Annotated in this window: 19 protein-coding genes; 12 read left to right on the top strand and 7 right to left on the bottom strand. The window is 71.2% G+C overall.

Annotation, left to right across the window (positions count from 1 at the left end; genetic code table 11):
• Positions 1-57 precede the first annotated feature (57 nt).
• From IFSED24_RS15665 to IFSED24_RS15650, 4 genes are all read left to right on the top strand, one after another.
• On the top strand, positions 58-1071 hold the full coding sequence (locus IFSED24_RS15665; protein ID WP_491332416.1) for an SAM-dependent methyltransferase: 1014 nt from the start codon (positions 58-60) through the stop codon (positions 1069-1071).
• A 16-nt stretch (positions 1072-1087) separates the two neighbouring features.
• On the top strand, positions 1088-2293 hold the full coding sequence (locus IFSED24_RS15660; RefSeq protein ID WP_491332415.1) for a kynureninase: 1206 nt from the start codon (positions 1088-1090) through the stop codon (positions 2291-2293).
• A gap of 68 nt (positions 2294-2361) precedes the next feature.
• Complete coding sequence (locus IFSED24_RS15655; protein WP_491332414.1) at positions 2362-3420, top strand: carbohydrate-binding family 9-like protein; 1059 nt, start codon at positions 2362-2364, stop codon at positions 3418-3420.
• A gap of 85 nt (positions 3421-3505) precedes the next feature.
• Positions 3506-5434 carry a sodium:solute symporter family protein gene (locus IFSED24_RS15650; protein ID WP_491332413.1) on the top strand — a complete coding sequence of 643 codons (1929 nt, stop codon included), beginning with the start codon at positions 3506-3508 and terminating at the stop codon, positions 5432-5434.
• Here the strand turns inward: IFSED24_RS15650 and IFSED24_RS15645 are convergent.
• The 4 genes from IFSED24_RS15645 to IFSED24_RS15630 are packed head-to-tail and all read right to left on the bottom strand — an operon-like array spanning position 5431 to position 10279.
• The gene (locus tag IFSED24_RS15645) at positions 5431-6198 is read right to left on the bottom strand and encodes a CPBP family intramembrane glutamic endopeptidase (RefSeq protein WP_491332412.1); all 768 of its coding nucleotides are present in this window, start codon (positions 6196-6198) and stop codon (positions 5431-5433) included. The two genes, IFSED24_RS15650 and IFSED24_RS15645, sit on opposite strands and share 4 nt — an antisense overlap.
• Before the next feature lie 57 nt (positions 6199-6255).
• Positions 6256-8991: a CHAT domain-containing protein gene (locus tag IFSED24_RS15640; RefSeq protein ID WP_491332411.1), complete on the bottom strand. Its 2736-nt coding sequence runs from the start codon at positions 8989-8991 to the stop codon at positions 6256-6258.
• A gap of 5 nt (positions 8992-8996) precedes the next feature.
• Complete coding sequence (locus tag IFSED24_RS15635; protein ID WP_491332410.1) at positions 8997-9650, bottom strand: hypothetical protein; 654 nt, start codon at positions 9648-9650, stop codon at positions 8997-8999.
• On the bottom strand, positions 9647-10279 hold the full coding sequence (locus IFSED24_RS15630; RefSeq protein WP_491332409.1) for an RNA polymerase sigma factor: 633 nt from the start codon (positions 10277-10279) through the stop codon (positions 9647-9649). Before IFSED24_RS15630 ends, IFSED24_RS15635 begins: the two co-directional genes overlap by 4 nt.
• Before the next feature lie 134 nt (positions 10280-10413).
• On the opposite strand from IFSED24_RS15630, the gene IFSED24_RS15625 reads away from it, so the two are divergent.
• Positions 10414-11382 (top strand): glycoside hydrolase family 130 protein, encoded by a 969-nt coding sequence (locus IFSED24_RS15625; protein WP_491332408.1) that lies wholly within the window; start codon positions 10414-10416, stop codon positions 11380-11382.
• 88 nt (positions 11383-11470) lie between these two features.
• Positions 11471-12205 (top strand): outer membrane beta-barrel protein, encoded by a 735-nt coding sequence (locus IFSED24_RS15620; protein WP_491332407.1) that lies wholly within the window; start codon positions 11471-11473, stop codon positions 12203-12205.
• A gap of 29 nt (positions 12206-12234) precedes the next feature.
• On the opposite strand, the gene IFSED24_RS15615 is transcribed toward IFSED24_RS15620, so the two are convergent.
• Complete coding sequence (locus tag IFSED24_RS15615) at positions 12235-12627, bottom strand: SET domain-containing protein (RefSeq protein ID WP_491332406.1); 393 nt, start codon at positions 12625-12627, stop codon at positions 12235-12237.
• Positions 12628-12883: 256 nt separating this feature from the next.
• Between IFSED24_RS15615 and IFSED24_RS15610 the strand changes: the two genes are divergently transcribed.
• Positions 12884-15682 carry an alpha-mannosidase gene (locus tag IFSED24_RS15610; RefSeq protein WP_491332405.1) on the top strand — a complete coding sequence of 933 codons (2799 nt, stop codon included), beginning with the start codon at positions 12884-12886 and terminating at the stop codon, positions 15680-15682.
• On the top strand, positions 15682-16662 hold the full coding sequence (locus IFSED24_RS15605; protein WP_491332404.1) for an isoaspartyl peptidase/L-asparaginase family protein: 981 nt from the start codon (positions 15682-15684) through the stop codon (positions 16660-16662). Before IFSED24_RS15610 ends, IFSED24_RS15605 begins: the two co-directional genes overlap by 1 nt.
• On the opposite strand, the gene IFSED24_RS15600 is transcribed toward IFSED24_RS15605, so the two are convergent.
• Positions 16659-17819, bottom strand: a complete 1161-nt coding sequence (locus IFSED24_RS15600) for a nucleotidyltransferase family protein (RefSeq protein WP_491332403.1) — start codon at positions 17817-17819, stop codon at positions 16659-16661. The genes IFSED24_RS15605 and IFSED24_RS15600 overlap by 4 nt on opposite strands.
• A gap of 99 nt (positions 17820-17918) precedes the next feature.
• Between IFSED24_RS15600 and IFSED24_RS15595 the strand changes: the two genes are divergently transcribed.
• From IFSED24_RS15595 to IFSED24_RS15580, 4 genes are read left to right on the top strand one after another with little or no spacing between them, the layout of a single operon-like run.
• A complete protein-coding gene (locus tag IFSED24_RS15595) occupies positions 17919-18398 on the top strand; it encodes a S24/S26 family peptidase (RefSeq protein WP_491332402.1) in 480 nt (159 codons plus the stop codon).
• Positions 18388-19242, top strand: coding sequence for a hypothetical protein (locus IFSED24_RS15590; protein ID WP_491332401.1), 855 nt, complete (start codon positions 18388-18390; stop codon positions 19240-19242). Before IFSED24_RS15595 ends, IFSED24_RS15590 begins: the two co-directional genes overlap by 11 nt.
• 10 nt (positions 19243-19252) lie before the next feature.
• Positions 19253-19540, top strand: coding sequence for a PqqD family protein (locus IFSED24_RS15585; protein ID WP_491332400.1), 288 nt, complete (start codon positions 19253-19255; stop codon positions 19538-19540).
• Positions 19537-20565, top strand: a complete 1029-nt coding sequence (locus IFSED24_RS15580; RefSeq protein WP_491332399.1) for a radical SAM protein — start codon at positions 19537-19539, stop codon at positions 20563-20565. Before IFSED24_RS15585 ends, IFSED24_RS15580 begins: the two co-directional genes overlap by 4 nt.
• A 67-nt stretch (positions 20566-20632) precedes the next feature.
• On the opposite strand, the gene IFSED24_RS15575 is transcribed toward IFSED24_RS15580, so the two are convergent.
• A complete protein-coding gene (locus IFSED24_RS15575) occupies positions 20633-20782 on the bottom strand; it encodes a hypothetical protein (RefSeq protein WP_491332398.1) in 150 nt (49 codons plus the stop codon).
• Positions 20783-20891 lie beyond the last annotated feature (109 nt).

The following is a 20891-nucleotide window of genomic DNA, read 5'->3' as shown; positions in this document are numbered from 1 at the left end:
CCCCAGCCCGTTCTTCCGGCGGCCCCCGCGGCACCATGCCGGAGCGGAGGTCTGACCATGTGGTACCAGGGCATCCTCGACCGGGACCTCGTACCCGACCGGGTCATCCGGCAGGCCATCCGCCGCCGCTGCCGGCAGCGCCTCGACCGGGAACGCAGGCGGCCGACGACCGCCGCGTTCCTGGACGACCTGCGCGCCAGTCCCATCGCCGTGCACACCGACACCGCCAACGAACAGCACTACGAGGTGCCCCCGGAGTTCTTCGCCGCCGTGCTCGGTCCGCGGCGCAAGTACAGCTGCGGGCTCTGGCCGCCGGGCACCGACACCCTGGCGGATTCCGAGGAGCGCATGCTCGACCTCACCGCCGAACGCGCCGGCCTGGCCGACGGTCAGCGCATCCTCGATCTCGGCTGCGGCTGGGGTTCGCTGGCGCTCTACGCCGCCGCACGCTTTCCCGCCAGCTCGATCCTCGCCGTCTCCAACAGCCGCGACCAGCGCGCGTACATCCTCGCCGAAGCCGATCGGCAGGGCCTGGCCAACCTCGAGGTCCGGACCGCGGACATCAACGACTTCGCGCCCGACCGTCGCTTCGACCGCGTGGTCTCCATCGAGATGTTCGAGCACATGAAGAACTACGGCGAGCTGCTGCGCCGGATCGCGAGCTGGCTCGAGTCCAAAGGCGCCCTCTTCGTCCACATGTTCGTGCATCGCGAGCTGGCCTATCACTACGAGGCCGAGGGTCCCGACGACTGGATGGCCCGGCACTTCTTCACCGGCGGCACCATGCCGTCCCACCACCTCCTCGACCACTTCGCCCAGGACCTCCGCGTGGTCCGGCGCTGGCAGGTGCCGGGCCGCGAGTACCAGCGGACCTGCGAGGCCTGGCTCGCGCGCATGGACGCGAACCGTGCCACGATCCGCCCCATCCTCGCCGCGACCTACGGCGCCGACCAGACCACGCGCTGGTGGGTCCGCTGGCGGGTCTTCTTCATGGCCTGCGCCGAGCTGTTCGGCTATGGCGACGGCGAGGAATGGTTCGTGGGTCACTACCTCCTGCAGCCGCCAGCCTGAGCGAGGAACGATCACCATGTCCAACGCCGACCAGCTCGCCGCCCACCCGTCCCCCCTGGCGGCCCACTACCGGCACTTCCGCGTCGCCGACCGCCTGCTGCTGACCGGCCACTCGCACCAGGCCTGGCCCGACGTGGCTCTGAGCGCGCAGATGCAGGCCTGGCACGACGCGGCGGCGCACGTCGACGAGAAATGGGAGCTGGCGTTCGCGCAGGCCGAGCGGGTCCGCCGGGGCTACGCCCTGCGGCTGGACGATCCCGACGGCGACTACGCCCTGGCCGCCAGCACCCACGATCTGGTGATCCGGTTCCTCTCGGCGCTGCCGCTGCGCGAGCGGCCGGTGCTGCTGACCACCGACGGCGAGTTCCACACCCTGCGCCGCCAGCTCGACCGGCTGGGCGAGGCCGGCGTCACCGTGCGCAAGGTCGCCGCCGAACCCACGGCCGACCTCGCCGCGCGCCTCGCCGCGGCGGTGGACGACCGCGTGGCCGCGGTGCTGGTCTCGTGCGTGCTGTTCCGCACCGGACGGATCGTCCGCGACCTGGGCCAGGTCGAGGCCGCCTGCCAGCGGCACGGCGCCGAGCTGCTCGTCGACGCCTACCACGCCGTGAACGTGGTCCCCTTCTCGCTGCCCACCGAGGGACTCACCCGCGCCTTCGTCACCGGCGGCGGCTACAAGTACTGCCAGCTCGGCGAGGGCAACGCGTTCCTGCGGATCCCGCCCGGCTGCACGCTGCGCCCGGTGATCACCGGCTGGTTCGCCGAGTTCGCCGACCTCGCCGCCGCGCCCCACGACGACCGCGTGGCCTACGGCGACGGCGCCGTCCGCTTCGCCGGCGCCACCTACGATCCGGTGAGCCACTACCGCGCCGCCGCCGTCTGGACCTTCTTCGCCGACCAGGGGCTCACCCCGACCTCCCTGCGCGCCATCAGCCGGCATCAGATCGCGCGCCTCGCCGCCGGCTTCGACGACCTCGATCTCGACCCCGCGCTGGTGACGCGCGACCGGGCCACGCCGCTCGACGAGATCGGCGGCTTCCTGGTCCTCCAGTCCCCCCGCGCCGGCGCGCTCTGCCGCGCCCTGCGCGAGCGGGGCGTGTGGACCGACCACCGCGACCAGGCCCTCCGCTTCGGCCCGGCGCCCTACCTCGGCGACCAGCAGCTCGACACCGCCATGGCGTTGCTCGGGGAAGCCGCCCGGGAGCAAGGCGACTGGACCTAGACCGGGTCGTACCCCATGATGGCCGCAGGACCCTGCGTTAGACCCTCAGCCCGGGAATGTCGAACCCCATGACCGACCTGCGCCGCGCCATCCTGTTCAGCATCCTCCTCGCCGCGGCCATCCCGGCCGCCGCCTTCGACCACCCGACCACCCCCTGGAACCCCCGCACCTACGCCTGCCTGCGCACCGCCGCGGCGCCGCTCATCGACGGCATCCTCGACGACCCGGTCTGGCTCCAGGCCCCCTGGACCGACCCCTTCGTCGACATCGAGGGCCAGGCCCGCCCGGTGGCGCCCCGTCACCAGACCCGCGCCCGCCTGCTCTGGGACGACACGTCGCTCTACATCGCCGCCGTCCTGGCCGAGCCCCACGTCTGGGGCACCGTCACCGAACGCGACGGCGTCATCTTCGCCGACAACGACTTCGAGGTCTTCCTCGACCCCGACGGCGACCACCACCTCTACGGCGAACTGGAGATCAACGCGCTGGGCACGGTCTGGGACCTGCTCCTGGTCCGGCCCTACCGCGACGGCGGCCCCGCGATCAATGGCTGGGACATCGACGGCTTGCAGTCCGCCGTCCACGTCGACGGCACCCTGAACGATCCCGGCGACACCGACCAGGGCTGGACCGTGGAGCTGGCCATCCCCTGGGCCGCGCTGGCCGACCTCGCCGGCGACCGGGCCTGCCCTCCCGAGCCGGGCGACTCCTGGCGCCTGAACCTCTCGCGCGTGCAGTGGGAGCACCGGATCGAGGACGGCCGCTACGTCAAGACACCCGTCGCGGGCCGCGGCTGGCAGGGCGAGGACAACTGGGTGTGGTCGCCGCAGGGGCTGGTGGCCATGCACGCGCCCGAGCGGTGGGGGTTCGTGACCTTCGTGGAGACGGAGATGACATCGGTGGCGGATCCGCGCGAAGCGCTGCGGCCCTGGTACGAGCGACTGATGCAGACGTACTACGCCCAGCGCCAGCACCACGAGGACACCGGACACTTCGCCGGACGCCTGCCCGGGATCGGCAGCAGCGTCCACATCGAGCACACCACCGATACCTTCACCGCCACGCTGGTCGACTCGGCCGGCACCGCCTGGACCGTGGACCAGGAGGGGCGCCTGACTTCCCGCTGAAGAGGCGCGTCTTGGCCCTCGAGCGCTCATGGCCTATGCTCCCGGGACGACACCCGGACCAACGTCCCGACCAAGGATCGCCTCCGTGACGCTTTCCCCCCTCGACTGGACCATCGTCCTGGCCATGCTCGCGCTGTTGCTCTACGGCGTGCGCCAGAGCAACCGCCACTCGCGCTCGGTGGCCGACTACCTGGCCGCCGGCCGCTCGGCCGGCCGCTACCTCGTGGGCGTGGCCAGCGGCATCGCCGGCCTCGGCGCCATCACCATCGTCGGCAACCTGGAGATGAACTACGTCGCCGGCTTCGCCATGTCGTGGTGGGGCCTGACCACCTCTGTGGTGGTGATGATCATCACCCTGAGCGGCTGGGTGATCTACCGGTTCCGCCAGACCCGCTGCCTGACCCTGGCCGAGTTCTTCGAGCGCCGCTACTCGCGCCGGTTCCGCGTGTTCGCCGGCATGGTCTGCTGGGTGTCGGGCATCATCAACTTCGGCATCTTCCCCGCTGTGGGCGCGCGGTTCTTCATCAGCTACTGCGGCTTCCCCGAGTCCGTGGCCCTGGGTCCGCTCGCGGTGCCCATCTACCCGCTGGTCATGCTCGTGCTCCTGACGGTGGCGCTCTACTTCGTGTTCAACGGCGGCCAGGTTACCGTCATCGTCACCGACTTCCTCCAGGGCACGCTGGTCAACCTGGTCTTCGTGCTCGTGTGCGGCTGGCTGCTCTGGCGGGTGGTGAGCTGGGACCAGATCTTCGCCGCGCTGGGCTCCGCGCCCGCCAACGCCTCGCTGATCAACCCCTTCGAGACCAGCCACGTCGAGGACTTCAACGTCTGGTACGTGCTGATCGGGATCGTGGGGCTGATCTACGGCAAGATGAGCTGGCAGGGCACCCAGGCCTACAACAGCTCGGCCACCAGCGCCCACGAGGCCAAGATGGGCGAGGCCATCGGCATGTGGAAGCTGGCCCCCCAGAACCTCTTCCTCATGTTCGTGCCCATCGTGATTTACACGCTGCTGAACCACCCCGACTTCGCCGGCCTGGCCGACCAGGTGAACGCCCAGCTCGCCGGGGTCGAGCGCGAGGCGATCCGCAGCCAGCTCCGCGCGCCGCTGGTCCTGGTCCGCGTCCTGCCGCCGGGCCTGCTGGGCGCTTTCGCCGCGGTCATGCTCGCGGCCTTCATCTCCACCCACGACACCTACCTGCACTCGTGGGGCAGCATCTTCATCCAGGACGTCCTCTTGCCCCTGCGCCGCGGCAAGGCGCTCTCGTCCGCGAGCCACCTCCGGGCGCTGCGGCTGTCCATCCTCGGCGTGGCCGTGTTCATCTTCCTGTTCTCGCTCTTCTTCCAGCAGAGCCAGTACATCTTCCTCTTCTTCGCCATCACCGGCGCCATCTTCGCCGGCGGCTCGGGCGCGGTGATCATCGGCGGACTCTACTGGCGCCGCGGCACCACCGCGGCCGCCTGGTCGGCCATGCTGGTGGGTGCGGGCCTCTCGGTGGGCGGGATCGTCGCCCACCAGCTCGACCCCGACTTCCCCATCAACGGCCAGGAATTCTGGATGCTGGGCATGGCGGCCTCGCTGGCGGTCTACGCGCTGGTCTCGCTCCTCGGCCGCCGCCAGGATTTCGACCTCGACCGCCTGCTCCATCGCGGCCGTTGGGCCGTGGCCGACGACCGGATCGACGACGACGGCGTGGTCGGCCGTTTCCAGCGGCTCTTCCTCTTCACCCCCGAGTTCACGCGCCGCGACAAGGTGCTCTACCTGGTCACCTACCTGTGGACCTTCTTCTGGTTCGGTCTGTTCGCCGTGGGCACGGTCTACAACCTCACCCACGACGTGAGCGACGCGAGCTGGGCGCGCTTCTGGCGCTGGTACGTCGGCCTGCAGTTCGTGGCCGCCGGCGTGGTGTTCGTCTGGTTCACCCTGGGCGGGGTGCGCGATCTGCAGCGCATGTTCGCGCGGCTGCGGACGGCGCAGCGCGACGAAACCGACGACGGGGTGGTCCGCGGCTAGAGGACCCCGACGTGGCGGGCGGCCTGGAGCGTGGCGAGGAGGTTGGACACCACGTGCATGGCCAGCGGCGTCCCCAGCGAGCGGGTCCGCAGGCGCGCGTAGCCCAGCAACAATCCCAGGAGGAAGATCCACACCAGCTCGAGCCAGCCGTACTGCACGTGAGCCACCGCCCAGAGCGCCGAGATCAGCGCCACCGCGCCCCAGGGTCCCAGCCGCGAACGCCGCCAGCCCGCGAGCAGGAAGCCCCGGCAGAACACCTCCTCGAACACCGGCGCGGCCACCACGACGCCCAGCCAGAATAAGGGATGGCGACCGCCGGTGCGCGCGGCCTCGAGCATGAACTCGGGCAGCTTCTCGGCGCCGAGCAGCGGCCAGACCAGGTCGTAGAACACGCCGGCCGCCACCATCATGGCGAGCCAGAAGAGCATCGTCAGCGGTCGGACGCGCCGCAGGGCCAGGTACTCGCGCGGCGGATAGCCCCGGCGCAGCCACAGCGCCAGGAGCACCACCGCGCCGGCGGCCAGCGCCGACGCCAGCGTCGCTCCGCCGAGCACCACGCCGTGGTTGGCCAGCTCCTCGGCCATGGCCTGGATGGACGCCCCATCGACCCCGCCGGCCTGGCGCTGCATCCCCGCCTTCACCCCGGCCACGATGGCCACCACCATGGTCTGGGCGATGAGGAACGCGACCGCCACGCCCAGGGCCCAGCCGCAGGTCGACCAGAAGCCCCAGGGGCCCCTCTTGGTGTTCTCTCGTGTGGTCATGGTCACCTCCGGCTTGGAGGCTAGCACGACGCCCGCACCGCGCCAAGGCGGGCATGTTCAGCGTTGGGGACGCATCCTGCGGCCTGGCCGCCGCACCGGAACGATCAGGGCCAGGGCCAGGATCGCCAGCGCCCCCGCCCATGGCCAGAGCGGTCGGCGGGCGTGCACCGGCACCGGCGCGCTGCCCTCGCCCACGAGCACGAAGCCCGCCCAGTGCCGGGGCGCCGCGGTGGCGGGATCGCGGCGGCTGCGGTCGCGGGCGCGGGCCAGGGCCGATGCGGCCGGGTCGCCGTCGGCCAGGGCGTCGTAGAAGGCGGCCATGAAGCGGGCGGTGGCGTGGTCGTCCACGTCCCAGAGCGTGGCCAGGACCGCCGGCGTGCCCGCTGCCAGGAATCCCGCCGCCAGCCCGAGCAGGCCCTCGCCGCCGACCACGCGGCTGCCCGCGGTGCGACATCCGGAGAGAACGGCGAGCGAACCCACGGGCGGCAGACCGGCGGCGTCGGCGGCGCGCAGCCGGATGCCCGTTCTCGACCCGAGATCCACCGCCGTCTGCCACGGCTGTTCCTCGACGAGCTCGACGTGCGCCGCGAGGTGGAGCACCGCTGCCCGGCGCCAGCGCGTGGTGTCCAGCCCCCCGGTGGGAGACATCCCGAGCCGGCGCACGTCCCGGAGCCGGGACTCCAGCCAGGCCACTTCCGCCGCCGCTCCCGGCAAGGGACCGGAGCCGTCCGGAGCATCGCCGATGACCGTCAGGATCCCCTGCCTCGCCACCGGAGTCCGCTCCCTCAGCCGGGCCAGGACCGACACGGCCGGCAACCGCACCACCGTGCAGGAATCCGGCAAAAGTCCGGCCGGGCCGGTGGTCAGGGCCAGCGGCAGTCCGTGCCACACGCCGTCGGGACACCAGTAGATCCGCCGGGTCGCGGCCAGACGCGCCAGGATGTCCGCCGGCCAGCGGGAGAGGAGTCCCACCGCCAGCGACCGCGCCGCATCATCCCGATCCAGCGCCGGGCTGACGAGGACATCCTCCAGCCGGCGCAGTCGTGGCGCCAGATCGCGACCGCCGGGCAGGCGACCCACCAGGACCGTGTCGCGCGCCACGCAGAAGACCAGCCCCTGGTCGGGTCCCTGGACCATGTCCACGATCACCTCGTCCGCACCGAGCACCTCCTCGCGCAACCGGGCCAGGCCCACCGGCGCCCACGCTTCCGCCAGGCCTCGTCCCGGACCCAGCATGCGCTCGATCAGGGTCCGTCCCTTGTAGCGTTGCACCACCGCGAAGGCGGACGCCCGGCGCGCTTCCGATGAGGATGTCCCGGGGTCGTCCAGCGTCGCCGCCGCCGCGCCGGCGAAGAGCCGCGCGGCGTCCACGCTCCGCCGTTCGCGCCAGGCGGGGTCCTCGGGCAAGGCGCGGCGGGCTTCCCACAGCGCCACGGCCTCGCCGAACGAGACCAGCGCCGAGTCCGGTCGACCCAGCGCCCGCCAGGCGTCGCCGGCCACCGTGAGCAGGGGAATCCGCAGCGCCTCGCCACCGGCGGCGAGCGCGGGATCCTCCGCCTGACGAGTGCAGTCCAGAGCCGCTTCGGGCCGTCCCAGCGCCAGCAGGAGCCGACCACGGTCGGCGGCCAAGGCCAGGGTGAGCGAGGCCGCGCCGGCTCCCGAGGCCGCCGCCGCCTCGAGCACGGCCAGCGCCGCGGCCGTGCTGTCGCGGGCAGCCAGGGCCCGGGCCAGGCGCAGACGGACCTCGGTGTCCGCCATGGCCGACGGCATCTCCGGCAAGGCCAGGGTCCGGCGGCTGAGGGCGGTGGCCGCCGCCGGCCGATCCAGGGCGAGCAGCACGTCGCTGAGCTGGTTGGCCGCCAGGACCTCGAGGTCGGCCAGGCCGTGGGTGCGGCACTCCGCCAGAACCGAGTCCAGGAGCGCGGCGGCGGCCTCGGGGCGTCCTTGCAAGGTGAGCGCGGTGGCCAGGTCGATGCGCGGCAGGAGGCCCTCGCGCCGATGCTGGTACGCCGCGTGGATGGCGGCCGAACGGCGGAGCATGCGCTCGGCCCGACCGGGATCGCCGAACTGCAACTCGAGCCGGGCGAGCGCGTCGAGGGCCAGCGCCTCGTTGAGCGGGTCGTCGCTGGCGCGGGAGAGGACGAGGGCCCGCTCGAAACCCTCCCGGGCGGCATCGAAGCGCCCCGCCTGGCGCAGGGCGAGTCCCTGGCCGTTCCAGGCCCAGATCGCCCCCCGCGTGATGCCCTGCCGCTGCAGGATCCCGGCGGCCCTTCCGTAGAGGCTGCTCGCCGAATCCGCGCGGCTGGCGAGGTAGTGGTCGTAGGCCAGCCCGGTCCAGGCCCAGCCCAGGTGCTGTGAATCGCCCACGGCGGCGGCCAGCGCTTCCAGTTCGCGGTAGCAACCCGCAGCGTCCCGGGAACGGCCCTGCAGACCGACCGCCACCCCCAGCCAGCGCAGCGCGCGCAGGCGACCGAGGGTGTCGTCGGTCGCGACGGCCAGCGCCATGGCCTCGCGCAGGTCGGGTTCGGCGGTCCGCGCCCGGCCGAAGGCCGCCCGGGTGTGGCCGCGCGCCAGGAGCAGGTCGCGCAGATCGAGGGTGTCGGCCCGGTTGCGGGCCGCCGCGATGCCGCCGGCGGCGAGGCTGTCCACCAGGTCGGGTCGACTTTGCCGGTGCAGGGTGGCGAGGGAGTCGAGGAGCGCGTTCCGGGGCCGGGGTTCGGCGCCAGCGCTGACAGCCAGAACGAGGGCGCCGAGCAGGATGATCCGCCGCTGCCGGTGCCCCCTGCCGGCCATGGCGATCAGGTCCCCGTCGGCCGGGCGGACACGATGGCGCTGCGGGCCACGGTGTCCTCCCGGGCCACGAACAGGACCTGCAGGTAAGCCGCGGCCGCCGGGATCCGTCCGAGGTCCAGGACCCGGGCGTCGACCCCGAGTTCGAGCTGCGTCAGCTCGCCCATGGCGGCATCGAAGCAGACGACCACCGGCCTCGCCGCCGCCGGTCCGGCGGTCCAGACCAGCTGCCAGCTCCCGTCGCTCTTTTGCCACTGCGGGGCGGCGGCCGACTCGCCGCGTTGCCACCCCGGTCCGGACGGCAGGCGCGAGTCCTGCCGGAACTGAGCATCGCGCGCCAGGAACATCCCGGCGCAGGCGATGAGCACCGCCGCCATGGCGAACCTGGTCCGGGGAGCGCGGAATCGGTCCGCCCAGCCGGAAGGGGTTTTCCCGGGACGATGATCGCTGCCGAGAGCGGTGGCGAGTCGACCGGCCAGCTCGGCATCGGCGGCTTCCAGATCGCCGCCGAGATCCTCCGACCCCGGATCGATGAACTCGTCGTAGGCGTTCAGGAGTGCCCGGCAGTGCGGGCACGAGGCCAGGTGCCGGCGACGCGGGTCGTCGTCGGAAAGGTCCAGGACCAGGGGCAGGTCCCGCGGTTCGAGACAGGGCTGGTTCACCGCGTTTCTCCTTCGCGAGCCGCCAGGGCCGCCCGCAGCTTGCGCCGTGCCCGTTGCAGCACGGCCCGGGCGCCGGACGCCTCGCGGATGCCCAGTCGCCTGGTGATCGTCTCCACCGGCAAGCCCTCGTAGCAGCGCAACCAGAGAGCGTCGCGTTCCTGCTGGTCCAGCGTCGTCCGCACCAGCTCCTCGATATGCTCACCCAGATGCTTGCGTTCGAGAACCTCGTCGGGACGCGGCCCATGGTCGCGGACCAGGGCGAGCACGCCCTCGCTGGCCAGCGGCACCTTCCGCCGGCGCAATTCGCCGAGACACCGGTTGCGGGCGATCATGAAGATCCAGGCTCCGAAGCGGCTCTGCTCGCGATACGTGCCCAGGTTCTGGTAGGCGCTCAGCAGAACTTCCTGCGCCAGATCCAGTGCCGTCTCGCGATCGCCCATCAGGCGCCAGCACCAGACCAGCACGCGACGGCGATAGCGGGCCAGCAGGTCGCCCGCCGCCGCCCGGCCCGCCGCCCCCTCGGGATCACGCTGATAGATGCGCACCAGATCGTGATCTTCGCGGGCGTCGCTGCCCCCGGCGCCGTCGACCGGAGCCCGGTTCGTGTGTCTCATCCAGCGTAAACGCATGGCCGCCCCTGCCGTCACATGATCCTCCAAGATCATCTTAGACCACCGGCTACTCGCTGCCAACGTCAACCGCCGTTGTTTGCCTCGAACGTCGCTCGTGGTAGGATGGGCCCCAGCTCCCTGGAGGTGCGAAGATGATCCTCCGACGCCTGGGCGAGGGCCCCCTGCTGACCCGCGAGCAGGTCCCCGACGTCCCGCCCGAGCTGGTCGACCCGACCAGCGTCTTCAACCCCGGCGCCTGCCGCCGCGAGGACGGCCGCCCCATGCTGCTGCTGCGGGTGCAGACCCGCGGCCGCCGCACCGTGCTGATGCGCGCCTTCGGCTGCGGCCCGAGTTCCTGCGTGGTGGAACCGGAGCTGGTGGAGATCGCGGGCCTCGGCAAGCTCGGCGCCCAGGTGCACCACGTCTACGACCCGCGGATCACGCGCCTCGAAGGCCGCTGGTACGTGACCTGCGCGCTGGACCTCGACCGCGGCTGCCGCGTCGGCATCTTCACCACCAGCGATTTCCGCCGGCTCGACCTCCTCGCGGTGACCGGCGACCGCGACGCGCGCAACGGCGTGCTGTTTCCCGAGAAGGTCGGCGGCGAGTACCTCCTGCTCGAGCGGCCCAACACGGTCAGGCCCGAGGGCGGCGCGGCCACCGGCGACGTGATCGAACTGCGCGCCTCCGACGACCTGCTGAGCTGGCGCACCGTGGGCCCGGTGCTGGCCGGCCGCTGGCACTACTGGGACGAGCTGATCGGCGCCGGGCCGCCGCCGGTGAAGACCGACCGTGGCTGGCTGCTCATCTACCACGGCGTGGCCACCCACCTCGGCGGCGGCCTCTACCAGGCCGGCGCCGCGTTGCTCGACCTCGCCGACCCCGCCCGCGTCCTCGGCCGCACCCGCGACAACATCCTCGAGCCGCGCGAACCGTGGGAGATGGTGGGCCAGGTCCCCAACGTGGTCTTCCCCACGGGGATCCTCGGCGATCCGCCGCGGGAGGACGGCACGCTCTCGGCCGAGAGCGAGTTGCATGTGGTCTACGGGGCGGCCGACACGTGCGTGGGCGTGGCCGGCATCACGGTGGGCGAGTTGATCGCGGCCTGCGGCCAGGACTAGAACGCCACCACCGTGGTGGCCGAGAGAACCCGTGTCCGCTACCATCCAAGGATAGGTCGCGCCTCGACACCAGCCAGGGAGTACCGCCATGCATCGTCCCCTTCTGATCGCCGGTTTCGCGCTCCTCTTCGCGAGCAGCGCCTTCGCCGGCCCCTACTTCGTGGAGGTCTCCGGCGGCTACAGCTGGTACGACATGGGCACGGTCAACGAGTTCGTGGACACGGTCAACGAGGAGGCCGGCACCCAGGCGCTCGACTACCTCGAGGGCGGGCCCGCGTTCGGCGTCGCTCTGGGCTACGTCTCCCAGAGCCGCATCATCACCGCCATCGGCTACGAACGGCTGGTGAGCACCCTGGACAAGTCCACCCCCGAGGCCAGCCTCAAGATCAAGTCGCCGGGCAACATCTTCCGCCTGCAGGTGGGCTACAGCCTGGGCGCGAAGGGCCGGGTGCGGCCGTTCGTCATGGGCGGCGGCGGCATCGTGACCACCAACGGCCACGTCGAGGTGGACTACGACGGCACCGACAACCGTCACGACTTCCGCGGCACCGCGCTCATGCTCGAGGCCCTGGCCGGCGCCAACATCCTGGTGGGCGACCGCTACGCCATCATGGTGGCCGGCGGCTACCGCCTCGCCGACATCGACGAGCCCAAGTGGGAAGGCGACAGCTTCGGCGGCTACGGCACCTTCACCGGACCGGGATTCGACTTCACCGGCGCCATGGTGCGCGTGGGGTTGAAGATCCGGCTGAACTGGGGGGACGGCGGGGGCGCGGCGCCCACCGAGCAGAAGCGGGAGAAGGAAGCTACGGGCTGGATGTAGGTCAACCGGATGCGGAACGTCGCGCCCGCTCAGCGCACCTCGAACCAGGGCGGACATTCGTATCGGTGCACGATCTCCTGCCCGGCGGCGATGGGCTTGATGGCCACGAAGGTGATCGTGTCGTTCGACCGGTCGCGCCGGGTCTCGGCGTTGGGATCATCCGAGTGGTTGTAGATGAGGCTGTACCCGAGGGGAATCGCGCAGTCGTTGGGCCCCCAGTCGAAGTAGTAGTCCTTCAGCAGCGTGTGATTCAACAGCTCGTACTGGTCGTCCCGGAGGACCACGACCGGGGCCTGCTCGATGACCTCGCCGGGCTGGAAATCGCGCAGCGCGAAGACGCCGCGCCCCTTGCCATCGACGGACCGGACCTCGATCTCCCGACCCCCGGCTCCCCGGCTCAGCCGATCTCCATCCGCCGCCATGTCGCTACTCTCCTTGGATCATTCCGCAGCTTCGCCCCCGGCGCCGGCCGCCGCGCGGGGCGTGCCGGGGCCGGAGCAACCGGCGCAAGATAGCGCCGCTGCCGCGGCTGTCGCAACCGGAACCGCAACGGCCGAAGAGACGATCCGGTCCTCTCCCCGCAGAGCGCTCCGGAGCCTCGCGACACTCGAGTCACCGGTCGCCTTACCCTCTCGATTTTGCTAATGTTCCGGGCGCACCCTCGACCCAGGAGCCCCCATGTCCGCTGCCCCTCGCCACGCCTTCCTCGTCTCCCACACCCACTGGGACCGCGAGTGGTACCTCACCTTCGGCCGCTTCCGCGTCCAGCTCCTCGAGACGGTGGACGCGGTGCTCGATCTCCTGGAGACCGACCCCGACTTCCGCCACTTCTGCCTCGACGGCCAGGCCCTGGCGGTGGCCGACTACCTGGCCGCGCGTCCCGACCAGGAGGACCGCGTCCGCGCGCTGGTCGAGGAAGGCGCCCTGGCGCTGGGCCCCTGGTACGTCCTGCCCGACGAGTTCCTGGTCTCGGGCGAGGCCACGGTGCGCAACCTCCAGCTCGGCCACGCGACGGCCGCCCGCCTCGGCGGCGTCCAGAAGGTGGGCTACCTGCCCGACACCTTCGGCCACCTGGCCCAGATGCCGCAGATCCTCCGGCAGGCGGGCATCGACAGCTTCGTCTACTGGCGCGGTCACGGCGACGAGCGCGACCGCCTCGGCCTCGAGTGGTGGTGGGAGGCGCCCGACGGCAGCCGCGTCCTCGCCGTGAACCAGGAGGACGGCTACGTCAACGCCGCCGCCCTGGGCCACGACGAGCTGTGGCACGCGCACACGCGCCGCGCGCTCGACCCGGCCCGCGCGGTCGACAAGATCGGCAAACTCTTCGCCCGCATGGCCGCCCGCTCCCGCACCGGCACCTGGCTCCTGAGCAACGGCTGCGACCACCACCCGCCCCAGCGCCGGTTCGGCGCCATGCTCGCCGCCCTGCGCGAGGCCTTCCCCGAAACCGAGTTCCACCACGGCAGCTTCGCCGATTTTTTGGCCGCGGTGCGCCGCGACCTGCCCGCCGACCTGCCCGCCTGGCGCGGCGAGCTGCTCGGCGGCAAGGACGCCCTCATCCTCTCGGGCGTGTGGTCGGCGCGCCTGCCGCTCAAGCAACGCAACGCGGCCTGCCAGGACCTGCTCGCCCACCAGGTCGAGCCGCTGCTCGCCTACGCCCACTTCGTCCACGGCCTCGACCACCGCACCGGCCTGTTGGACCTCTGCTGGCGCAAGCTCCTGGAGAACCACCCCCACGACAGCATCTGCGGCTGCTCCACCGACCAGGTCCACCGCGACATGCTCCCGCGCTTCGACGAGGTCCGCGAGACCGGCGAGCACCTGCTGGCGCGCACCCTCGAGCGCCTCGTCCCCGCGTTCGGCCCCACCGAGGCCGACGACCGCGAGACCCTGATCACCGTGGCCAACCCGTCGCCCTGGCGCCGCACCGAGGTGGTCGACCGCCTCGTGATCCTGCAGCCCCTGGGCTACCATCTGGATCGCCTGCAGCTCCGCGGTCCCGACGGCCGCGCGGTGCCCTTCGTGGTCAAGTCGCGCCGCTTCCTGCAGCGTTTCTGGGGCATCGACTACCGCAGCGAGCTGCGTGCCCGCGACCAGCGCGCGCTCCTGCAGACCTACCTCGACACCTTCGCCGACCGCATCGTCAAGACCGAGGCCGACCGGGACACCGAGCTGGTCGACTGCTTCCTCGAGATCCAGTTCCTGGCCCGCGATCTGCCGGCCTGCGGCCACACGGTCTTCCACCTCACCGACCGCGCCCCCGACCCCGGCGAGCCGGCCGACCTCACGGTCGGCGAGCTCGTGCGCGCCGACGGTCCGGTGCTCGAGAACGGACGCCTCCGCGTGACGCTGCATCCCGACGGGCGCCTCGATCTGGTGGACAAGGAAACGGGACGGGAATTCCGGGGTCTGAACCGGCTGGAGGACACCGAGGACGCCGGGGACGAGTACGACTACGCGCCCTGCCCCCGGAGCCGCACCGTCTTCGCCGACGGCGCCAAGGGAACCGTGGAGACGGTGGAGAACACCGGCCTGGCCGGGGCCCTGCACACCCGTTTCGACCTGCACCTGCCGGCCCGCCTCACTGCCGACCGTCGGTCCCGGAGCGACGAGACGGTCGCCTGTCCCGTGTCCGTGTCCGTGCGGCTGACAGCCGCGTCCGACACCGTGGAGGTGACGACCCGGTTCGAGAACCGGGCCGAGGATCACCGGCTGCGCGCCTGGTTCCCCACCGGCGTGGCCACCGACACCGTGATCTCGGACGGCCAGTTCGTCCTGCCCGAGCGCCCGCTCGAACCGCCAGTCGGCGAGGACTGGGAGCAGCCACACCCCGGCACCTACCCGCAGCAGGATTGGTCGCTGGTCCAGGACGGCGGCGGCCGTGGCCTGGCGGTGATCGCCGCGGGCCTGCCCGAGGTCGCGCCGCGCCGCGAGCCCGACCGCACCGCCACCCTGCAGCTCACCCTGCTGCGCTGTGTGGGCTGGCTCTCGCGCGACGATCTGCCCACCCGCCGCCACACCAACGCCGGTCCCACCCTGGCCACCCCCGAGGCCCAGTGTCCGGGACCGCACGAATTCCGTTACGCGCTGGCGCCGCTCACGGGCGGGGTCGGCGATCTGCGCCGTCGTTCGCGCCGGCTGCTCGACCCGGTGCTCACCCGGCAGGGCGTGGCCGCCGGCGCCGTCCCCGGCGGGATGCTGCTCGAGCAGCGCAATCCGGCGGTGGCGGTGAGCGCGCTGCGCCGGCACCCCCGGCGCGACACGCTGGTGGTCCGCCTCTGGAACCAGACCGGCCAGGCTCAGCACGACGTGCTGCGGACCGGGCTGCCCGCCACGGGCGCCTGGCTGCTGGACCTGCTCGAACAGCGGCAGGAGGACCTGGTCCTGGCCACGGTCCCCACCGGCGAGATCGCCGTGGACCTGTTGCCCCATCGCATCGTCACCGTGGAGATCGCCTTCGCCCCGGAGGAATCCTGATGCCCAATCGCCGCCAGTTCCTGACCACCTGCGCCCTGGCCGGGGCCGCCCTCGGCGCCGGCGACGCCCCCGCCGAGGATCCCGACACCGCCCCGGTGCCGGCCGCCGACGGCCCCCTCGTCCTGAGCACCTGGCACTTCGGCCAGGCCGCCAACACCGCGGCCTGGCGCGTGCTCGAGAAGGGCGGCAGCGCCCTCGACGCGGTGGAGCAGGGCGCCCACGTGCCCGAGTCCGACCCCGCCAACCTCTCGGTGGGCCTGGGCGGCCTGCCCGACCGCGACGGTCACGTCACAGTCGACGCCTGCATCATGGACCACGCGGGCCAGGCCGGCAGCGTCTGCTTCCTCGAGGGGATCGAGCATCCGGTGTCGGTGGCGCGCAAGGTGATGGAGGAGACGCCCCACGTCATGCTGGCCGGCGACGGCGCCCGGGACTTCGCCCTGGCCCAGGGCTTCCCCTCGCGCGACCTGCTCACCGAACGGGCGCGAAAAGAATGGCAGGAATGGCTGAAGACCGCCGCGTACCAGCCGCGCGCCAACGCAGAACGCCACGACACCCTCGGCATCCTGGCTCGCGACGGCGCCGGTCGGCTGGCGGGCGCGTGCACCACCAGCGGCATGGCGTTCAAGCTCCACGGCCGGGTCGGCGACTCGCCCATCATCGGCGCCGCGCTCTACGTCGACGGCGAGGTCGGCGCCGCCACGGCCACCGGCCACGGCGAGTTCGTCATGCGCACCCTCGGCGGTTTTCTGGTGGTGGAACTCATGCGCCAGGGGCGCTCCCCCCAGGCCGCCTGCGAGGAGGCGATCGGCCGCATCGCGCGGGGCCTGGGCCAGGATGCCGGCGAGGTCCAAGTGGGCTACCTGGCCACCGACACCCGGGGGCGCGTGGGCGCCTTCAGCGTGCAGCCGGGATTCCAGTTCGCGGTGCGGAATGGCCAGCGCGACGAGGTCCTGGACAGCCGGAGCTGGTTCGGCTAGAGGGTCGACCGGGCCAGCCGGCCGCACAGTCGCGCGGCCATGACCATCCGCTCGAGGGTCAGCCTGGTCCGTGGCCAGAGACCCGGTGGACCGTCGATCCCGACCCGCGCCTCCAGCAGGCCGCCGGGATCCGGGAAGAAGAACTTGCGAAACTCCCGCGAGCGGTGCGTAGCGGGAACGCACAGACAGTGCACCAAGTAGGTGTAGCTCAGATCGTGGAGCCCGTTCTGGCCGAGGCAGTGTGTCAGCACGTCCAGCCGGTCGATGAATTCCGCGAGCCGGGGCCCGGGATGGCACAGGCGCTGGACCGTGGGCGGGATGGGTTCGCCGAGCAGGGCCTCGCGCAGATGGTAGTGCAGCCAGAGGCCGGTGGCGAAGTTGCCCGCCTGGGCCCGGGCGCAGAGCACGCTGCGCTCCTCGGGATCCAGATGCTGGTCGAGCAGGTGCAGGTCGAGGACGCGGCGCAGGTCGCCGAAACCGCCGGCGATGGCCTGCAGCACGCCGTGGTTGATCTGGTCCACCGCGCCCGGCGCCAGGAACGACCCCTCGCCCAGGGGGATCTCCACCGCGGTGCGCCAGAACAGCTCGGGGTCGTAGGAGTAGACCGACTGGGGCAGGGTCACCGCCCAGTGGACCTCGATGCACACGCCCTGGTTGCTGATGAAGATCCGGTGGAAATGATAGTCCTCGTAATAGCGCGCCGGGTTGACGGTCCGGGCGAAACGGTAGCCCAGCCGTTCCAGCGCCGCGTAGACCGCGGGCAGTTCGTCGCGCCGGACGAGGAGGTCGATGTCCACGAACCAGCGGTCCTCGGGATGATCGTAGACGGTCAGCGCCAGCGAGGCGCCCTTGAGGACCACGGGACGGCAACCGATCTCCCCCAGCGCCGGCAGCACCCGTTCGAGCTCGAGGAGCATGAAGGTGGTGCGCCGCCGCGCCACCTCCACGGCCTGATCGAGCCGCGACCGCTCCCCGACCGGCAGCACCATGGGGTCGAGGTGGGGCACGAGGGTCTGCATGGCCGGCTGGCTGGCCAGCTGGCGCAGGAAGCGATCCGGGTCGAGGGCCGCGGCGGGCGGCACCGTGCCCGGCACCTTGCCGGCCCACGCCCGCGCCAGATCGCAGAGATAGTTGCCTTCGGCATCGAGGTGATGCATCGTCCCCAGAACCTCCTTGTCTACCAGCTCATTATGGTGGAATCTTCGGCACGTTGCCAGGAATATGGAGCACCGACAATCCTGGCGAAGGACGACCGCGTGACCGGCCCTCCGACAGCGACAGACCAGGCGACCGACCAGTGGCGGCTCCTGCAAGGGGGCCTCGCACCGGGTGAGACCATCACCCTGGCGGTTCAGAGCGGCAGCATGCTGCCGTTGCTGCCGGTGGGCGCCACCATCGAGATCGCCCCCTGCGCGGGCAGCCGCTGCCAGCGCGGCGAGATCGTGGTCTTCCGCCAGCAGCATCGTCTGGTGGCGCATCGCTTGTTGCTCGGCTGGGGCGACGGACCCGGCGGCTGGTTCCTCCAGCGTGGCGACGGCACCTCCCCGGCCGGCATCATCCGACCCGGGGCGATCCTGGGCCGGGTCGTGTCCGTCACCGCCGCCGATGGCGTCCGGCACGATCTGCGCACGGTGGCCGCGCGGGACGACGGTCTGCGCCGGGCACGGGGCAGCCTGGCCCGGCTCGCCAGGGACACGCTCAAGGCGCTCTTCAGGAGGAATCACCATGGCCAGTGACCACGAATACCGGCTGCGGGTCGGACGACGGGTGATCGGCCTGGTCTGCGAGGATCCCGCCTTCGCCGCCTCCTTCGAACCGTATTTCGACCAGCCCAGCGATCCCGCCGAGCCCGACGTCCAGCTCGCCCTGCACCTGGTCCCCCACGTCGAGGATCCCCCGGTTCCCAACTCCCTGATCGTGACCAAGACCGTGGGACCCGACGGCTTCGACATCGCCGACGGCCTGATCCGGGGCCGCTACGACGCCGCCACCGGGCGTGGCGAGCTGCACGTCAAGACCATCCTGACCAACGGGATGATGACGCGGGTCTTCGAGCAGATCCTCTACCAGGCCTTTCATTCGGCCTGCCAGCGCCGACAAGACGACGCCGGGCTGGTGCATTCCGCCTCGGTGATCCACCGCGGCGCGGGTTTCCTCTTCGTGGGACCCTCGGAGGCCGGCAAGAGCACCATCGCCAGCCTCAGCCAGCGGGCCACCGTCCTGAACGACGAGATGTCACTGGTGGAATTCACGGGCAACGGTTGCGAACTGGTGAGCACTCCCTTCAATGGCTTTTTTCGGGATAAACAGCCGGGCCGCGCCCCGCTGGCCGCGGTCTTGCTTCTTCAGCACGGGCCCGAGCACCGGCTCGAACCGGTGGGCCCCGGCGAGGCGGCCGCGGCCGTGGCCACCCAGGTGGCCCCTCCGGTGGGCCTGGACCAGGCGGCTTCCATGGCGACGCGCGTCCGCATGGTCGAAACGGCCAGCCGGATCGTGCAGGCCGTGCCGGTCCGACGGCTCGTGTTCACGCCCGACGACGGTTTCTGGCCGCTCTTGACCGCGGCATTCACATCCCAGTAGCGAGGTAGACATGGTGGACATCCAGGCCATTCCCGTACCCAGCCAGGACTTCTGCGTACGCCAGGTCGGCGAGGAGACCGTGTTCCTGGCCGAAGCCGGCAACCAGATCCACAGCCTGAACGCCATCGGCAGCTACATCTGGCAACAGATCGACGGCAACCATTCGCTCCAGGACATCCTCGAGGCCATCACCCAGACCTACGAGGTGGACCGCACCCAGGCCGAGAGCGACCTGATGGCCTTCGTGGACGAGCTCCTGGCCAAGGGGCTCCTGAGCCTGCCGGACGACGATGAATGAGCAGCCTCCTCAGACAGATCGAACGATCCTACTGGGAACGCAACCAGCTCCACGCCCTGGCCATCGAGCTGACCCATCGTTGCTGCTGCCGCTGTCGTCATTGCTACGTCATCCACTCGCCCCAGAACGATGAGTTGACCACCGCCGAGGTCTGCGACCTCCTCGATCAGGCGCGCCGGGAGGGCGTCTTCCACCTCTCCCTCACCGGCGGCGAACCCTTTCTCCGCCCCGACCTGCCGGCCATCCTCGACCACGCCGGCGAGCACAAGTTCTTCGTGACCCTGCTGACCAGCGGCCTCCTGATCGATGCCGACCAGGCCGAGATGCTCGCCGCGCGCAGACCCTACAGTGTGGAGATGTCGCTCCTTGGAGCCACGGACGCGTTGAACGACGACCTCATGCAGGTCCCGGGCGCCCTGGCCCGGATCCGCCGCGCGGCGACGCTGCTGCGCGAGCGTGGCGTGCCGGTGACCCTGAAGTCCACCATCATGCGGCCCAACGTGGGCGATCTCGAGGCCATGCGTCACCTGGCACGGGATCTCGACTGCGCCTACAACGCCTCGCCCATGGTGGCCCCGCGTCGGGACGGCGGGCAGGAGCCCATGGCGCTGGCGCTGGACGAGGATGCCCTGGCCGCCATCGACCCTCAGGAGCTGAGGCACGGTCCCCTTCCCGGGGAGGACTACGAGGGGGGCGCGGTCCTCATCTGCAAGGCCGGCCGCACCTCGGCCTGCGTGTCGGCCGGCGGCGAGGTCTATCCCTGCCTGATGTGGCCACAATCGGTGGGCAACATCCGGCAACGCTCGCTAGAGAGCATCTGGCACGACGATCCGGAGCCCTGGTTGCTGGAACTGCGATCGCTGCGGGACGAAGATCTGGAGGCCTGCGCCGCCTGCGAGCTGCGTCGCGATTGCCACCGCTGCCCCGGGCTGGCCTGGCAGGAGAACGGGAGTTTCGCGGGGCCGGCGCCGTCGATCTGCATGGCCGCCCGTGGATATCAGCGATCCCGGCTGGATCGATCCTGAGACCGTATCGAGAAAGGCGGCGACCGGTGGTCGCCGCCTCGTCACGAATCGGACCTGTCAGGAACACCTACCCTCCGCAGCAGAGGGTGAACAGCGGGTTCCAGATCCCGATGATGGGAGCCCAGGGGCCGTCGTTGTTGCTGCCGGCATAGCACCCGTACACGCCGACCTCCACGGTCTCGGTACGGATTTCCGGGCTGATGTATTCTTTTCGCATGATGTGCTACCAGCCTCCCTCAATCATCAGAAGTACTTACCCCCCTGCCCAGATTCACTCTGATCAAATAGAATTATCACACATTAATCATCAAATAACAAGATGATTA

The organism is Candidatus Latescibacter sp. IFSED24 (genome assembly GCF_058273205.1).
This window is presented reverse-complemented; position numbering and strand designations above follow the sequence as displayed.

Excerpts from the sequence above, each read along its gene's own strand:
- IFSED24_RS15615 (WP_491332406.1), bottom strand. The coding sequence starts at position 12,627 with ATGGCGGCGGATGGAGATCGGCTGAGCCGGGGAGCCGGGGGTCGGGAG.
- IFSED24_RS15665 (WP_491332416.1), top strand. The coding sequence starts at position 58 with ATGTGGTACCAGGGCATCCTCGACCGGGACCTCGTACCCGACCGGGTC.
- IFSED24_RS15625 (WP_491332408.1), top strand. The coding sequence starts at position 10,414 with ATGATCCTCCGACGCCTGGGCGAGGGCCCCCTGCTGACCCGCGAGCAG.
- IFSED24_RS15575 (WP_491332398.1), bottom strand. The coding sequence starts at position 20,782 with ATGCGAAAAGAATACATCAGCCCGGAAATCCGTACCGAGACCGTGGAG.
- IFSED24_RS15645 (WP_491332412.1), bottom strand. The coding sequence starts at position 6,198 with ATGACCACACGAGAGAACACCAAGAGGGGCCCCTGGGGCTTCTGGTCG.
- IFSED24_RS15580 (WP_491332399.1), top strand. The coding sequence starts at position 19,537 with ATGAGCAGCCTCCTCAGACAGATCGAACGATCCTACTGGGAACGCAAC.
- IFSED24_RS15590 (WP_491332401.1), top strand. The coding sequence starts at position 18,388 with ATGGCCAGTGACCACGAATACCGGCTGCGGGTCGGACGACGGGTGATC.
- IFSED24_RS15585 (WP_491332400.1), top strand. The coding sequence starts at position 19,253 with ATGGTGGACATCCAGGCCATTCCCGTACCCAGCCAGGACTTCTGCGTA.
- IFSED24_RS15605 (WP_491332404.1), top strand. The coding sequence starts at position 15,682 with ATGCCCAATCGCCGCCAGTTCCTGACCACCTGCGCCCTGGCCGGGGCC.
- IFSED24_RS15640 (WP_491332411.1), bottom strand. The coding sequence starts at position 8,991 with ATGGCCGGCAGGGGGCACCGGCAGCGGCGGATCATCCTGCTCGGCGCC.
- IFSED24_RS15600 (WP_491332403.1), bottom strand. The coding sequence starts at position 17,819 with ATGCATCACCTCGATGCCGAAGGCAACTATCTCTGCGATCTGGCGCGG.
- IFSED24_RS15630 (WP_491332409.1), bottom strand. The coding sequence starts at position 10,279 with ATGCGTTTACGCTGGATGAGACACACGAACCGGGCTCCGGTCGACGGC.
- IFSED24_RS15610 (WP_491332405.1), top strand. The coding sequence starts at position 12,884 with ATGTCCGCTGCCCCTCGCCACGCCTTCCTCGTCTCCCACACCCACTGG.
- IFSED24_RS15660 (WP_491332415.1), top strand. The coding sequence starts at position 1,088 with ATGTCCAACGCCGACCAGCTCGCCGCCCACCCGTCCCCCCTGGCGGCC.
- IFSED24_RS15655 (WP_491332414.1), top strand. The coding sequence starts at position 2,362 with ATGACCGACCTGCGCCGCGCCATCCTGTTCAGCATCCTCCTCGCCGCG.
- IFSED24_RS15620 (WP_491332407.1), top strand. The coding sequence starts at position 11,471 with ATGCATCGTCCCCTTCTGATCGCCGGTTTCGCGCTCCTCTTCGCGAGC.